Source organism: Bacillus sp. MMSF_3353, from assembly GCF_030733445.1.
Classification (GTDB): Bacteria; Bacillota; Bacilli; order Bacillales; family Bacillaceae_G; genus Bacillus_A; species Bacillus_A wiedmannii.
The window spans coordinates 1-17370 of the sequence record NZ_JASHJA010000037.1; the positions used below are offsets into that span (position 1 = coordinate 1).

General features: G+C 30.6%; 13 protein-coding genes. 3 read left to right on the plus strand and 10 right to left on the minus strand.

Translation table 11 applies throughout. The features are described from left to right. From RBB48_RS28715 to RBB48_RS28755, 9 genes are all read right to left on the minus strand, one after another. The coding region (locus tag RBB48_RS28715; protein ID WP_306008568.1) for a Tn3 family transposase at positions 1-2531 on the minus strand (2531 nt) is incomplete at its 3' end. Between the two features lie 59 nt (positions 2532-2590). Beyond that, entirely contained in the window at positions 2591-3481 is an 891-nt protein-coding gene (locus RBB48_RS28720; RefSeq protein WP_097825666.1) for a tyrosine-type recombinase/integrase, read from the minus strand. 399 nt (positions 3482-3880) lie between these two features. Beyond that, entirely contained in the window at positions 3881-4402 is a 522-nt protein-coding gene (locus RBB48_RS28725; protein ID WP_306008569.1) for a GNAT family N-acetyltransferase, read from the minus strand. A gap of 69 nt (positions 4403-4471) precedes the next feature. After that, positions 4472-6925: a class I tRNA ligase family protein gene (locus RBB48_RS28730; RefSeq protein ID WP_306008570.1), complete on the minus strand. Its 2454-nt coding sequence runs from the start codon at positions 6923-6925 to the stop codon at positions 4472-4474. Between the two features lie 18 nt (positions 6926-6943). After that, entirely contained in the window at positions 6944-7255 is a 312-nt protein-coding gene (locus tag RBB48_RS28735; RefSeq protein ID WP_306008571.1) for a MazG-like family protein, read from the minus strand. A 20-nt stretch (positions 7256-7275) separates the two neighbouring features. Next, positions 7276-9045, minus strand: a complete 1770-nt coding sequence (locus tag RBB48_RS28740; RefSeq protein WP_306008572.1) for a hypothetical protein — start codon at positions 9043-9045, stop codon at positions 7276-7278. 65 nt (positions 9046-9110) lie between these two features. Next, entirely contained in the window at positions 9111-10325 is a 1215-nt protein-coding gene (locus tag RBB48_RS28745) for an MFS transporter (RefSeq protein WP_306008573.1), read from the minus strand. A 125-nt stretch (positions 10326-10450) separates the two neighbouring features. After that, entirely contained in the window at positions 10451-11752 is a 1302-nt protein-coding gene (locus tag RBB48_RS28750) for a DegT/DnrJ/EryC1/StrS family aminotransferase (protein ID WP_306008574.1), read from the minus strand. Further along, positions 11749-12627 (minus strand): NAD-dependent epimerase/dehydratase family protein, encoded by an 879-nt coding sequence (locus RBB48_RS28755; RefSeq protein ID WP_306008575.1) that lies wholly within the window; start codon positions 12625-12627, stop codon positions 11749-11751. Before RBB48_RS28755 ends, RBB48_RS28750 begins: the two co-directional genes overlap by 4 nt. 1045 nt (positions 12628-13672) lie before the next feature. Here RBB48_RS28755 and RBB48_RS28760 point away from each other — a divergent pair. The 3 genes from RBB48_RS28760 to RBB48_RS28770 all read left to right on the plus strand — a co-directional run bounded on the left by RBB48_RS28760 (position 13673) and on the right by RBB48_RS28770 (position 15961). Continuing rightward, positions 13673-14746, plus strand: coding sequence for a M42 family metallopeptidase (locus RBB48_RS28760; RefSeq protein WP_306008576.1), 1074 nt, complete (start codon positions 13673-13675; stop codon positions 14744-14746). Positions 14747-15145: 399 nt separating this feature from the next. Next, positions 15146-15730, plus strand: a complete 585-nt coding sequence (locus RBB48_RS28765) for a sigma factor-like helix-turn-helix DNA-binding protein (protein WP_306008577.1) — start codon at positions 15146-15148, stop codon at positions 15728-15730. An 18-nt stretch (positions 15731-15748) separates the two neighbouring features. Further along, on the plus strand, positions 15749-15961 hold the full coding sequence (locus RBB48_RS28770) for a hypothetical protein (RefSeq protein WP_306008578.1): 213 nt from the start codon (positions 15749-15751) through the stop codon (positions 15959-15961). Between the two features lie 174 nt (positions 15962-16135). Here the strand turns inward: RBB48_RS28770 and RBB48_RS28775 are convergent, their stop codons facing one another. Continuing rightward, positions 16136-17320, minus strand: a complete 1185-nt coding sequence (locus RBB48_RS28775) for an MFS transporter (RefSeq protein ID WP_306008579.1) — start codon at positions 17318-17320, stop codon at positions 16136-16138. Positions 17321-17370 lie beyond the last annotated feature (50 nt).

Sequence of the window (17370 nt, forward strand, 5' to 3'; positions counted from 1 at the left end):
ATTTTAATGGACATTACTACACGCAACATATCTTCATAATGGTTTTCAATCAAATTCCAATCTACTGATTGTGAAAATAATCCATCAATATGCATATACATAGACTCTTTATCTGGTCTTAAAAACTTTAAATCTTTCCAATTACGAATTCGAGGCATAAGTTCAATCCCTAGTAAATAGGCTAATCCAAAAACAGGTGCATTTTGTCCTTGTGTATCAGCATGAAGCGTATCAGGCTGAATATCGGATTTATTTTTCATGAGAAGGTCTAAAATATAAACTCCTTCCCAAACGCCACAAGGAATAAAATGACTAAATAAGGCGATATATGTGTCGGAGACATGATAATACCCAATTCCTCCATATCCACCATAGCGAATATGATTTTCAGACAGTAGATTCTTTTCGTATAGATCCCACATGGTTCCATCAGCTGAAGCGCTAGTTCCATTTCCCCAGTACTTAGGTAACTTAAATCGATTATATGCATTAATAATCCATTCAATGGCTTTTTGAATATTTTCTTCTGTAATATGTCTATCGTTTATCCAAGATATATGTTTTCTATCCATATTTGATAGCGAACGTGCTGTTTGGGTCGGTCCTAAGTTACATCCATAACAAAAAGCTGTTGTTAAATATCGTTCAATCGGATTTTCTAATTTTGCATCATGACCAGAAATCGGTCCAAAAAACCGAGTCCAATTCAACCAATATTCTGTATCTCCTAATAAATCTAATACATTAATTGGAATCATTTTTTCGTCAATACGTTTTCGTACAGCTTTTAATAAAGGAGATGTTCTTTTCTTTTTCGGTTTTGTAATAACCGGTTCACCGTTACGAAGGGTAACTGCTTTATTCGTTGGAAAAGATTTATCTACATTTATAGCCGTTTGTTCTAGTTTGTTATAGACTTGTAACTTAAATTCCTTAGCTGTTGTAGGAAGCCCTGCTTGTTCATAAAAAGTAACCCGATGTATTTGAAATTCATCCCAAGAAATTAATTGCTTTCTATAATCTGCATACTTTTCGCTTCCTTCTATGTATAAATCTCCAGATTTTAATTCTAACCAAATTTGCGAAAATACACATGCTTCAAAATGACGACGATGAATTTTTTCAAGAGGGACGTTTCTCCGCTGATGCGGACAAATCCAGCGCCACCACTTTTCAGGTACCCAAGAAAAATCAATTGTAGGCATTTCTCCATCAGCATTTGTAAACTCTGTTAAATCACGAATGGAAATCCATTCAGATTTCTTCATTTTATGTTTGACTAAAAATAAAACAGCTTGTTCTAAGTCTCTATTTTGATTTGTCGACTTGAATTTTAACGTTTCTAATATTTTTATTAAATCGGCTCTACTGCTTTTTAAGTGTCGCCATATAAATGAAAAATAATTGTTTCCTGCATAAGCTAAATGATCCTCACAATCATCTAATACACGTAGCCCAGGATCTCCACCAATTAGGTTTTCTAATTCTTGAAACTTTTCTTCTATGGATCCTTCGGATTGAAAAGCAAGCACGGTATTACGTAAAATTGTAATTAAGCCATCCATTTGTTTTTCTTTCTTCTTTTTCAATTCTTGAAGGGAACTTTCAGATTTCTTATGTGCACTAGCAATACGTTTGATATACATTTCTCCAATATCATCAATGGTATTTGCTAATTGAATAGATAATAAAGAGACAGCTAATGTATATCTTTTATGAGGCTCTAATTTTTTCATCCGAGATGCATCTAATGTTTTTGCTTCAGCTGCTAATCTTTCAATTTTAGCGGGTGGGATTTGAAAACGTTGATAGAAATCAAATCTTACCTGTCTTTCATCGAGCCACTTTTTACGATAGATCCAGCGCCTCAATTGATATAAAGTTGGACGTCCAGGATCTTGTTTTATTACATTCCAGTCTGAGTAGGTGGATTCTTCAATACCTTGAAATAATTGGTCTATCTTTTGTTTTTCTTCAATGGTTAATGCATCGGATATATTTTGATATAACGTACGATATGCTTCAGCATGTACGTGGTCTGCAGCCTTTGTAAGTGTACTAAAAGCTGGAAGTTCATAGCTATTTTTAATAAGTTCGTCAATTGCGATATTTATAATATCACTTTTCTCATCCTTTTCTAGTATTGATTCTTTCATAATATTTAACATAATTTGATGAGCTTGATTATTAAATATTTTCGCTTGGCGATATTCACGAATCATAGCAATTTGACGGATTCCTGTACCAGAGCGATGATAAGAATCCCATTCTACTTGATCTGGTACATCCAGTTTTGCTTTTCTTGCAATAAGTTCGATAATAACTGATGAAGTGTCTCTAATTGGAAGAAAATAATTTAGACATTGAAATATTTTTAACATAGTTAATAGACCTAATTGTGAAAAAGGGGTACGTGTTTTCTGTTTTGCCCAGGATATTTCACTTGAGGTAGGTGAAAAAAGTTTTTCTAATTCTTTATAATTTGGACAATTTTTCAATCTAGGATAAGCTGTTTCTTGCATACTAACCATAACGTTTCTCCTTTATTAACGAAATGAAACCTTACTACATAATAAACAGTTTATTTTTATTATTTATCTGAACTGATACTCTCTACTGCTCTTCTCAAGTCAATTTCACTAGGTGTAATGTATCTACGTGTTGTTTCTAAGCTTTCGTGTCCTGCTAATTGAGCTATAATTTGTAAAGGCTGATTGGCATCCACTAAATTTCGGCAAAAAGAATGTCTTAGAGAGTGAGCTGAATAATCTGTAAGTCCTATAGAATGTAAGTAATTTTTTATAAGATAATGTATTCCTTGTCTTGTAATCCGAGTAGAATGCCTTGCTGACAAAAATAATGCAACTTGAGATAATTCACCTCGTACCCCTAACCAATTTTCTACTGTTTTCATTAATTCTAAATTCATAAGAGCAATTCGATTCTTTCCACCTTTTCCGGAAATTACGGTTATTGTTCGGCGTTTTAAATCTATATCTTCGATATCTAGTGATACTACCTCTGAAATCCTGAGTCCAGCTTGTAGCATGATTTGAACAATCGCAAGATTTCTCGTTTTTTTCCATGCATTTTTTTCTTTATGTATTTGATGTAAAAATTTATCTTGCTCTAAGCGACTAAGCCACCTAGGTGCTTGCGCTAAAGGTGAGATTCGTTTTCTTTTTACTTTGATTGTAGGATTTAAGATAGAATATCCAGCTTGCACTAAATAAGACCAATACACCTTAATAGCTGCCACTCTTTTATTAATTGTGGCTGGTGCCAATTTTTCTACGGTTTGCATAAAAGATACCCATTCGTGTAAATCCCTAGATGTAAGAAAATCCGGATTGAAATTTTCACCAGTTCTTTCAACTACCCATTTTTCCAAAGCTACAACGGACGCTACATATTCTTGAATTGTACGATGGCGTTTTCCCTCTTCTTGTAAATAACATTGAAATGAGTCTATATAATTCATTAAACATGCTCCTAATCTTAATGTGTTCGGTAAAGTTGTTTTGATATAGAAATTATACGTGTTCGGTAAAGAAAAAACAATGAATTAAAAACAAAAACTATACCGAAATCTAGTTCGGTATAGTAAAATTACATAAAAAAAGACCACTTTGGCAAGTGGCTTCAAAAAGAAGGAATGGTTGCCGTACCCCACCATCGGGCTCCAATTGAATATCGAATTTCGATGGCTGCGTAGTCTTTTTTATAGTTGTCTACTTGACGGGGGTAAGATCAATCAGTCTGTCCAAAATCAGAATATTTTTATCAACCAGCTGTTTGGATTAACTGCTTAACAGGTGATTCCGTTAGGAATCCTTGATTCTTTTTTATTTATCTTCTTTTTGCACCAGAACCAATATAACTAATTACCTTTGTTTAATTTCGCTAAAAACAATATATCATTCCATTTTCCATTTCGATATATTGCTTCTTTTTGACATCCCTCATGTTCAAAACCAAGCTTTTCATATAATTTTATGGCTCTTTCATTAAAAGAGAAAACTCGTAAATATATACGATGTAAATTTAATTCTTGAAAGGCATAGTTTAATAATATCTCTAGAGCTTCATATCCAAAACCATTTCCCCAATAATCTTTGTCTCCTATATCTATAATGCATTCTGCATTTCTATTATACGGATCTATATTTATTAGTGATGTGATGCCAATTGGTGTTTGCGAATCTTTCTCTTCAATAATATAACTCTTGGAACTTGAACTGTTAATTATATTTTGACAAAATTGCTCTGTTTCATTGAAAGAATATACATCTAAATTTGGATTGGTAAATGCCATAACTTGCATATCGTTTCTCCAATTATGATAAGTAGAAATATCCTCTATCGTAAATTTCCTTAAATTAATACGCTTTGATTGAAACATAGAACAGACTCCTTTCAATTATGTTTACAAGATAACATCATCACCATCTATACTATTAGAAAATTCCCATTAATACAATGAATACATTTTTTGTATTGTATTTGAATAACTATTAATTTTATTTTTCAAGTCAGCCCTTTTCTTACGTGTTTCTTGAACCTTGTCCTGAGGAGCATTATAAATAAACTTGGTATCATCTAATAACTTTTGAACTTCTTTTAATTCTCTATTCATTTTTCTAATTTCAGAACGCAAATGTTTATCTAAATTTTTCAATATATACCCGTATTCATTAGGTATATTAAACTGAAAAATAATTTGATCTATTGAGGAAGCAAATGTTATTTTATAACCACCATCATCTTTATTAATAGAGTTAAAATTAGTTTGTTTTCTTATAAGATCCTTATACGAATCTGCAAATTGCGCAGAATTTTCTTCCCCTATTATTTCCAATCCTATTTTACTAGCTACTTTTTTATTAAAAACAGCTTCCAATTGTAATAAATTACTTAATAAAGAGTCAACGTCCTCAATATTAAAGACAATATCAGTATACTCTCTATACAATTGCTTTAAATCTGTTATAGATATGTTCCACCCCAATTTCTTTCTTCCCTGTTCACTAAGCTTAGGCAGTACTGGCTCTAAAATCGTAATTAATGTACCTACTAAAAAATAGAACTCTTGGTGATTTTTCTCCTTAATACTAGTAATCCAGAAAAAGCTTCTATTAATAAAGTTAGAAACCTCATGTAGAATTGTTCGAAAATCATAACTATCAAATCTATCGTCCATTATCTCATATATCCTCATCTGCTCCCGAAACATCCATCTATACAAATCGTTATGTATTTTAATTTTTTGTATGTCATAATTCTGATTTGTATTAACACTGTTAATTAATTTTTCAATTTTATCAATAACTGATTTAGCAATATCAAAAGTGCCCATATCAATCATTACATCTTTTCCAGGTTCACAATTCATTAATAATCCATATCTAATTACATCTGGTCCATAAATAGGGTTCTCTAAAACCTCTAGTGCATTAATTGTATTTCCTTTTGATTTACTCATTTTACTACCACTTTTGTCCAAAACAAGGCCGTGTAATAATACCTTATTAGCAGGTAATTTTCCGGTATGAAAAAGACTAAGAAGCATATTTCTTATAACCCAAAAGAATAAAATATCATGACCAGTCTCAATAAGAGATACAGGATAATTCTTGTTAAGTTGTTCCAAGTCATCTGGCCATCCAAGATTAGCAAAAAAATAATGTGCACCTGAGAACCAAGTATCAAGTACATCTTTTATTTCTTCTATCCTAGTACTTTTACATGATGAACACTCTTCAATTGTGCTTAATGAAATAGTATATTCGTTGCAATCTTGGCATTTCCAAGCAGGGATTCTATGTCCTAATGCAATCTGTCTGGATATACACCAATCTTCTATACTATCTAGCCATTCTAAAGATTTTTTTAATCCACTTTCAGGATAGAACTTAACTTCTCCATTTTGTATTCTTTCTTTTAATTGATTGGCTAATTCTTCTGTTTTTAAAAACCACTGATCTGACATTTCTACAATAACTTCCGATAAACATTTACTACAAAATTCTTGATTAATCTCACGCTCTATCTTATAACCATAAGCCTTTAAATTTGCAAGTTTATTTAAGATATATTCCTTTGAAAAAATATTCTTTTCAATGGACTTATCTTGCTCTAATAAATTTTTATAGTGCTTAAAATGTAGTTTTCGTTTCGTTGGTAATAACGGTGTAGCGAAATTTTCAATACTTTCTGGACCATCACCAAGTTCTACAACATGTAAATCCTTATTTATAATGATAGGAATCCATTCCTTGGTTAAAGGATTATAAAGATGAGTTTCATTTTTTAATACATCTCTATAATTATCCAATAATATACCTTTGGTTTCTAATAAGTCTTCAATTTCCCTATAAGCTACAGGAATGTTATTCCCTTTACTATCTTGAAAATATACAATTTCTAAGATTTTTTTCTTATTGTTTATATCTACCTCAAGATCACTCAATGATGTTGCACAGTTTAGACAAATATTAGCAGGGTATTTCCCTTTATAGATATAACCTGCTTCATAAAATCTAATAAAGCTTTTTAAAACTGCCTCTGAATACTTTGGACTCATAGTAAATAGTTTGTTATCCCAATTACAAGAAATCTCCATCTTTTTAAACTGCTCATAAATTCTTTTGTCATAAAGTCTTATCCATTCCCATATATGATTTAAGAATTCTTTTCTTGTTAAATTCTCCTTTTTAATTCCCTGTTTTAAAAGATGTCGCTCTACTACTTTTTCAGTAGCAAATCCCGCAGCATCAGTTCCAAAATAAAAATTGACGTTATAATTATGCATTCTTTTCCAACGTACAATAGCATCCTGTATAGCTGCCATCAAGGCATGTCCTAGATGTAAATCTCCAGTAACACTTGGTGCACATATAAATAATGAAAAGTCTTTTTCAGACATATTATATGCCTCCTTATATTATTCTGAACCAGGGTTTGACTTCACAGCTATTCTCTTATTATACTTTTCTATTGTGTCATTTAATGCTTGATGTATATTAACATCAGATTCTATAGCTAAACAAAGGACTGCAAAATATACATCTCCTAATTCATCTGCCCAATCCTCTGTTAATACTAACGAGTTTGTTCCATAACTATTTCCTTTTAGTACTTCTTTTGCTAATTCACCAATTTCTGATAACAAATCTAGCATTCTTGTCTCAATTGATGTTTTTAAATTATGTTTTAAAATAAAATCTTCTACCTTGATTTGATCATTTTTTGTCATAAAAAATCGCTCCTATACAGTCAAAATATTTCGATATTTTCAAATTCCTTGAAGTTCACAACGACTGAATCAAAATGCTTTTGAATATGCATGATTCTTTGATAAGAGGATACAGTTCCTTGATTGATATTAAAGATTTTTAATTGATAGCGGTGAGGTTTTACATCTTCAACTAGAATACTATAAATACATTTTCCGTTTTTTTCTGTTTTACTAAATTTATCAAAATTAAATTTTTTTCCTGAAACAACACAAACCCCTATTTCACCTTCAAATTTTTCAAATTCAACGTGGATTTTATTTTTTTCAGTTCGAATATTAAACAACGGTTTTTGTTTGTTATTCACTGGATAATCCTCTGGAATTCCACAACGTGGACAATTATTTACCAACCTCACCATGTCATAAGGAGATTCTAAACGGTATAAACTACTTTCTTCTTTGCACCCTGGACAACACGCCTTCTGAACATCAGCTAATATAAAACCTTCCCTATAACAGTCAGTCAAATCAAATCCTTTATTATATGTTCTATCAACTAAATAATCTATTAATTGTTTCTCAATTGTCTTTTCCGCCTTAGATATCTTTTCAATTTTTTCATGTAGCTTGTAGTGGGTTTTCCCATTTTGAACAAGGGAAGATTCAGAAATCATTTTATTAGTTCCCTTTATTAAGTTTTCTAGCTGCGAAAGAGCACCTGATACAAAGTTAGTTGTTAATCCTAAAAATGGCCATTTTGTATATTCTAGATAAGCTTTATATGCTAGATGTATCTCATGTATATCATCCTCAATACTGAAATTTGGAGTATTATACTTTTTATTTTTCATAACAAGATCTACAAATTTCTCCCCACCAATTAAACCTTGTCCTACATTGTTCTCATGTGTCAATTTTGATAAAATAGTTCTTGGATCCCCCCATAAAGCAAATGGTGGTTCTCCAATGGCACTCCCCAGATAAGTTTTATTTAAATGATGAACTATTTCTCCTAAACTTTTCTCCCCCATTTGTGAATGTATAAAGTATAGTTCTTCAATATATCCAACTTTAATTAATGGACTACCAATAATATGTTTTACTCCTCCTTCTAACATTTTACCTATAAGCGTAGTTTCTGGATGATATACATCCGCTCCTATTTTAAAGTTTGTACAACCATTAAGAATAATTAAGTTTGCTTTTAATTTCGAAATATCAAACGAAGGGAGATCTTCCCTATAACAATATCCGGTGGCATAACAGCAAGGGATTGGATTATTAGTCTCTATTTTTTGTCCCTTGGAACACAACATTCCGTCTACTGCATAAATAAGATCTTCCCTTGAGTGTGATAATAATGATACAACACTTGGTACTTCTCCCCTATTAACCCATTCAAACAAATTTGTTATACTCGCATGCTTCCCTGATCCATACCAAAAATTATCTTCATCTATCTGAAGATTTACAGATTTACAATGATTAAGTATAGCGTGTCTTGAATTTGTAGATAATTGATTTAATACCGCTAGATTTAGCTTCTCTAAGTTAGGATGCACAATAAAACCAATTTTAGTATTGGTTTTTATAGATTTCCAAACTAAATCCATAACAAATCGATTATCTATTTTCAAACCACTATGTACCATAGCTACATATTCAAATTGATTAAAAACCCTATCAATCTCCCTATCTTTTCTGTGTTTAATTAGAATTGTTTTAGTGTTTTTAAGTTTTTTTATTACCTTTTGGGAAATCAAATCCTCTTCAAAAATAATACACGCTAACGGCAAAGTGTAACTCATTACTACATTCACCTCCACAAATATTTTTTATCTCTGTGCATTTATACAAAATTATTTTTATAATATTACAAACTATGATTTACTTTGTTTTCTTTTCTTCCTTTTAGAATTTGTATCATTAAAGGCGTACTACATAACACAATACAAACTCCCAAAAGTATGAAAGCATACTCAAGTATATATATCCCTAAAAATCCAAAGATTACATAGGAAATTTGCAATGCTAATGTGCTGAGCATAAATACAATTGAAAAAACGCGCCCTAATTTTTCCTTATCCACATTAATTTGTATATACGAGAAAAATATTATATCTAATGCAACTTGAAAGAAACCTACTAAACACATCGCAAAAAGCAATATTAATTTATCAGTAAAGACAGACATTAAAGTGAGAGATAATCCTATTAATATAATCGACCATGATAAGTTTTTATAGCTTGCTCCTAGTTTTGCTTTAGCTAATATAAGACCAATTAGCATCCCACCTATAGCCTCACTTGTTAACAAATAAGAATATAATTGACTAGATTCATGTAAAAAATTATTTATATACAAAGGAAGAAGTATATATAATGAACCTAGAAAAATATTAACCATAAATCCAACTAGTAATAAATCTCGAATAAACGGGTTGCTAAAAGTATATTGAATACCTTCTTTGATATCCTTTAATAAACTCACAGATTTGCTTTCTAATTTTATATGATTATATTTTATAAACATTTCACAGATGGCTGAAATGATAAATGAAACACCATTTATTATGAACGCTCCTGTAACTCCTAAGTAAGGTACAGCTAGTATAGCTCCTCCAATAAATGGCCCTAAAATTTTTGTTATAGCACTTGAACTTGATAACAACGAGTTCGCCTTTAATAATTCCTCTTTACTTGCAATCACAGGCATAATTGAACGTGCCGTAGGTTTAAATAAAGTTATATTAACTCCTAATAAAAAACTAAATATTATAAGAAGCCATATATTAAAAAAATTTAGATAAACCATGATTCCAATTCCAATCGTTAAACAACCACTTATAACATCCGTCCATATAAGGGTTGCTTTCTTATTTATTCGGTCTACTAGAGCACCACTTATTGGGCCCAAGAAAACCGCAGGAATAAGTGACGCAACCAATACATAACTTATATATTCAGCTGAACCTGTTAATTTTATTAACCACCAAGATATTGCAATATTATAGATAATTGTTCCCATCTGTGATATAAAGTTTCCGATTATTAACAAATAAATATTATAGTTCAACTTTATATTCATACTTTTTATTCTCTCCAATTGAAATATAGTTTAAGTAGATTGAGAATAATAGAAAAGTATATTATTCTCAATCAAGTACACCATCAGTGGATTACATGTAGAAACAAATTCTACGTTATATATCGTTAAACTCTCGCTTCCACTTTGCTTTTCTTTTCCCACCAACTCGCCACTTCTTCAACATTATTAGCAATTTTTCTAAATGCGGATGCATATTGTTCAATTAAAAGATCTGGTTCGCCAGTGAATGTTGGCATGCTTAAACTCGTACCCTGGAATTTTTCTGCAACTGGGAAATCTCCACGTTTATAATTTATATTCATATCATAATATGTGTTTCCATTAAATGAATATAAATCCTTTGCCCCTCCTTCTTGGAATATTGGACTTAAATGCAGGGGTTTGGATCCTGGTAAGTGTACATCCACTCCTTCAGCTTGAAGAGCCGCCACATATGCCTCAAGTGGTAAATTATTCAATTCCTCAGATTTATAATGAGGTTTGTAACCATAATAGGCACCTCTTGTTACATTTTCTCTTGTAATCGGCGGATTGATTCCTGGAATCTCCTTTAGTAAATCTGTTAAATAGTTTAAGTTTTTATTACGTTCTTCAATTCTTCTATCTAAATCATCCATCTGTCTACTAGCCATCGCAGCACCGAGTGGATGCATTCTATAGTTCATTCCAAATCCTGTCTTTGCATATTTTGCATACTTTTCGGACTCTACACATTGTTGAGAGCGTACCCTAAAATGCCCTAGTAAAGTAGCTCTTTCATAAATTTCTTGGTTATTTGTAATTAAAATCCCACCAGTTCCAGCTGATATAATTTTATTTGTTTGTAAACTAAAACACCCGACATCACCAATTGATCCCACTTTTTTCCCATTATAAGTAGCACCATGTGCATGGGAACAATCTTCAATTAAGAAAATTTTATGTTCCTTGCAAATATCTAAAATTTTATCCATATCACATGGATGTCCCCACATATGTGTAAGTACTATTGCTTTTGTTTTATCCGTGATAAGTAGTTTAATTTTCTCAGGATCAATGTTTCCTGTATCTGGTTCACAATCACATAAGACTGGTTTAGCATAGCACTGAAAGATTGGTGTTACTGTTGCTAAAAAGGTATATGTTGGAACAATAACCTCATCTCCAGGTCCTACACCAACAGCAAAAAACGCCGAATGAAGAGATGAAGTTCCTGTGCCAGTAGCAATTGCATATTTGACCTGATGATACTCTGTAAATTTATCTTCTAGATCTTTCACTTCTCCTTCACGACCATAATAAGATAATTCACGTCGAGCAATTAATCTAATGCAGGCTTCAATTTCTTCATGATTAATTGGTGGCCATACTTTGTTATATGGTAACGATACTACTGCTTCCCCTCCAGAAATAGCTAGTTTATTCATTTTAACGCCCCCTGTTTTTTATTTATTAATTGTAAAACTTCTTCAAAATTATGATTCGGTTTATATCCCAATTCTTTAACTGCTTTATCAATGCAATACACCTTTTTTATAGAATTCGGAATTTTCCAATCATTTTCTTCAAAAACCCCCTGCATCTCTGGGAACAAGTTCCAAATAACCTTTTCTGGGTTACTCATTAGGTCCTGTACATCCTCATATTGAAAAGGGGTTTGGGCTGCAATATTAAAAATATCAGCTTTTAATTCCGGCTTTTCTAATCCTAACTCTATTGCTTGTACCAAGTCTCTGACGTCAGTACCTTTATATAATCTTTGAACATAGTTTTCTACTGGATTAGGCCCTTCATAAAACTTGGCAGCTCTAAAGATTAAAGTAGGTAATTCATAGGCTTTGGTATAATGTTTACATAATTCTTCACCCTGTAGTTTTGTTAAATCATAAATATCAACCGGATTGACAGGGAGCTCTTCATGCACATACCATGCTTCGTTACTTCTATTATCTTTAGAACTTCCATAAACAGATGTACTGCTTATGTAAATAAATTTTTCTATTTTATAAAATGATGAGGCTTCTAAAAGATTAGCCGTACCTACTACGTTTGATTCAATAAAATCAAGTCTTGATCTACTATTAAGATCTATTCCATGAAGAGATGCAGCATGTATTACATAATCAATTCCATCCAAAGCCCTATAGACATCTCCATAATGCCTTATATCAACCTGTGAAATATTTTCATTATCACAGGGTGCAATATCAATACCATAAACATCGTATTTTTGGTTTAAAGATTTCATTAACTCCTTTCCTAAAACTCCTCTTGCTCCAGTAATAAGAATCCTTTTTTTCACCTAATATTCACTCCTATCTCATCTAATATAATTTTTATTGCTTATATGTTTATTTCATAGTTGCTATTTTGACAGAAAATTTTTTATGTAACTACAACACTTACTATGTCTTAAATTTCAACTTTTATTATATTCCTTGCAGTTCTATTGAATATCAAGATGTGAGTGGGTTTTAAGAGTGGGTTTTTTAGAGTGGATTTCAGAGTATTTTTAAGAGTATTTATTTCTTTTTAACTGCATTGAAACTATGCTTCTATTACCTCATCTTGATTATTCACAATGCTAATACACAAATACATTTTTTTCAATATTTTACATTTTATAAATATTTTTTTAAATATTCAGTTTTTTAACACTTTATGCAACATATAATATTACAATTATCAGAATTTTATGTCTTATTATAATTCTCGTTTGATCTAAAAAAACATTACTGAAAATAATACTTACCTTATGGCTCTGAACCTATTTGTCTTTAAAAATTAAAAAACCTAATAGCAATGAGATGTAAAGAAAGACTTTACCCCCACTACTATTAGGTTAGATATATTACTATTTATATTCTATTTTTTGCTTTTGAAGACTTTATATGTCGAGGGAGGGAGTTGAACCCTCAAGAGCATTTAGCTCGTTTTATTTAGATAAAACTGCGTTTACCATTCCGCCACCCCGACTATAAATAATGTTAACACATTATCCAATATAAGTAAACTAAAAAATAGAATTTTTCATTTATTCCAAATAAATCATTATCACTGTTCATTCTACCTTTTTAAACAAGAAACTAAACAAATACTATTCTGTTGAAATATTAAGTATTATCATTTATTTTTCTTGAATTATCTCAGTTCTACTTTCAATCTTTTTATAGTACCCTCTTGAACTACCCCCAATTTCACTTCTAAACGAAGTGAAATTGGGGGATTCCTAAGCAAAAAATTTTCCGGTTTTTAAATAAATAAAAAAAATGTTTGATTATTCTCTACTCACTTCCACTTTAAATATATGAGCGCGTTCATAATTAACTTAGAGAGGAAGATTCAATATGAATAATTATGAAAATATGATGTACAACTCTTTAAAAGACTTATCTACTATTCCTGGCCCTGTAGGAAGGGAATATCTGGTACGTCAATGCCTAGTAGATCGTTGGAAAAACAAATCAATGGAAGTTTTTGAAGATCGTATCGGAAATCTTTTATTTAAAATCGGAGGCAAAGGGCCTAAATTACTTATTCAGGCACACATGGACGAAATTGGTTTTGTAATTAGATATATTACACCTGAAGGTTTTCTATTATTAGATCCTGCTCAAGAATCCCACCGAACGTCACCAGGTCATTTATATATGGTTGGTCAAGAAGCACAGGTCCTTGTTAAAAATAAAGTGGTAGCTACTGGCGTTTTCGCAGCTCCTAGTGGACATGTGCTAACAACCGATCTAATTAATAAGCCTCTAACTTTTAATAGTTTTTATGTAGATATTGGTGTGAATAGTAAAGAAGAAGCAGAAAGTTTAGGTGTTCAAGTTGGGGCAAATGTAGTATGGCATCGCGACTTAAAAAGAGTAGGATCCCGATATGTAGGAAAAGCGATGGATGATCGTGTTGGTCTTCATGTCATGGACCTTTTATTAAATGAAATAGATGTAAAAAAATTAAAATATGAATTATGGTTTGGTGCTACAGTCAGTGAAGAAAATGGTGCATATGGTGCGCATTCACTTGGAAAAGATATAAAATTTGATTTAGCAATCCCCCTAGATGTCGGATTAGTAGGCGATATTCCAACCATTAGTAATGAAGAATACCCAACTAAATTAGGAGCAGGACCAAGTTTAGTTTATAAAGATGGATTCATTAATTATGATGAAAATTTACTAGACTCTTTAGAAAAAGTAGCTTTAGAAAATAAACTTCCTTTCCAACGAGCAACCTATCATCACTATGGATCTGATGGCCTGGAATTTTACAAGAACGGAATTCCATCTGCTTTAATTGGTATTCCTACCCGTTATACTCATACAGCCTTTGAAATGGTTGACCCAAAAGATATAGTGACAACTGTGCGACTTCTAAAATCTTTTATTGAATATTACAATAAAAGATACAATCTATAAAATACTTATATCAGGTTATCAGCAAGGTAGTTAAATAGCTACTTTGTTGATAACTTCTTTTTATGTCTTTTTATAATACAGCTTTATAACTTAATAGCTACTTATACAAAAGAGTATCATCCCTATATTCAAATATAATATATAAGTAATTATTTTTTATAAAAGACGACGATTTTAATTCGTATTATTAAAAAAAGTTAAGTTTCTCTATTTACTATCCTAGGATACACCTGAAACTTCCACATTTTAGAAATCAATATTTTTAGACAATTCCTAGATTTATCCCTTTTACAAAAAGTACAAATTGGATATAATAGGAACATAAGTTCTATTTTTTATGTAAAAATTTTGATGTTTTGATTGTTAATTTCTCTTTTTATGAATAGGGAGGGAGTTCTTATGATAAATAATTCAATTCAAAAATTCCAAATTAAATATTATAAAAAATTAAATGAACCCATTGTAAAATGTTTTCTTGAAAACCCTGACAATTATGCTTTATTTGAAGAAGCAATTAAAAATCCAAATTTATCAAATAAAGAAAATTTGGACATTGCATTTAAAACACATTTTAGACAAATAAAAATTATCAACTATATTAATAAACTTATCCACTATTACTCTATAGATTTCGATAAAAAAGTATCCCTTAATAAAAAAAGATTCTTATTAAAGCTTGATGATTCTACAGAGGACCGGGATAAGAGTGTAAGATATAATACACTAATTTCTTCTAAAGCAGATTTAACCGATTCAAGATATGAACGTATTCAGCTAGATATTAGAGATCATGTTTCTGATACAAATTTATTTAAAGCATTAAATTCCTTGTCTAATAAACAACTCACCATTTTAAATTTAATATATATATACAATTATAAAAATAATGAGGCAGCTAAAATATTAAAAGAATCCGAACAGATTATTTGTTACCACCATAAAAGGGCAATTACCAAATTAAAAAAAATTATGGAAATACTATAGAATTGAAAGGAAAAAATCATGAAAAATATACTTGATAAAACACATACTAATATTGAGAACTTTGAACAATTTTTAATATTATTCTCATCTAAAATAAGAAGAAGTTTACAAAATACCCCTATACAAGAAAGAGAAGATTTAGAACAAGAAATAAAAATTAAAATGTTTGAGAAGTATGATATGATTCAAAGCTTTAATGCCCCCGGTTTTTTTGAGTTTATTGAAGAATAACATTAAAATATATTATTTAAAGCAAACTTGTTATATGGGGTTAAAATCAATATTTAAAGAAATTGCAGGCTGGATTTGGATAAAATCCTGTCCAGCCTAAAACGTTTAATAAAATATACACTCTCCCTAACCTAATATATAATAAATTAGTTATACCAAACACTAATTATTTACTTAAGTAATACTATGGGTAGATTCCTTCGTAACTTTTTTTAATAATACAGTCGCAATGATAGTTAGAATTACCCCTCCAAAAGAAAAAAGTCCAAAATATTGATAAACTTTGAATATATTTGCACTCTCTATTGTTAATCCTCCTAAATAAGTAAAAAGCATACTACCTAATCCATTTGCAAACGCCCAAAATAATGAATGAGCCGTCACTTGAACATCATGAGGTGTAGACTCATTAACAAATTGTGTACATAAGACAATAAATAAACCGATTATTAAGCCATTTAATGCTAATAAGATTAGTACAAAAATAATACTAGGTTGTAAGCTATAAAAAATCCACCTCATAGATACAAGTATTCCTGATAATATAAGTAAAAAACTTAGCCCGAATTTTCTAGTTAAAAGATTTGATAAAAACATTGTCGGAACTTCAAATCCAGCAACTAAAAAAAATGAAATTCCTACTCCCACAACTCCTCCACCTAGCTCTTTATAAAGAATGGCATAATATGTAGCATTTGCTTGATGTGTCCCAAAAATAAGAATTGCCGAAAATGTAAAAGTAATAAATCCATATTGAGAAAATATTCTTTTTAAATCAGTTTTTAAAGCTTTCTTTTGATTTTCTTTAACTTGTGATATAGGGATTTTATTTGATATCAATACGCAACTTATCATAAGTAATGAGTAACAGTAAAGAATGGCATGTACACCAAAATAATTAGTTAATAAGCTACTCACCCAACATAAAATAGCATACCCCATAGATCCCCAAGCTCTTATAAAACCAAATTCTCTTGAATGCTCAATATATTCTAAAGTAATACTATCAATTATAGGCGTTACAGCTACATTAAAAATAGTTAAGCAACTAAACATAATTAATACATATAAAAAATCGTTATTAAACCACAGAAGTATACAAAATATAGAGGTAAAAATCAGACTAATTTTTAAAACAACTTTACTTAAATTAAATCTATCACAAACTATTCCCCAAATTGGCTGAACAATAATATTTATCATTAAACCAATTGATATTATTTTTCCTATTTCAAAAGCAGTTAAATTTTTCTCTAGGAAAAACAGTGAAATCATTGGATAAAAAGTACCAAATGCACCGTAAAAGGCGAAATAAAAGAACAACAACTTTAACTTCATTTTATCCTTATATAAATTCATAATATCCCCTCTCTAAAGGTTAATTATTTTTAATGATGATATAAATGGAA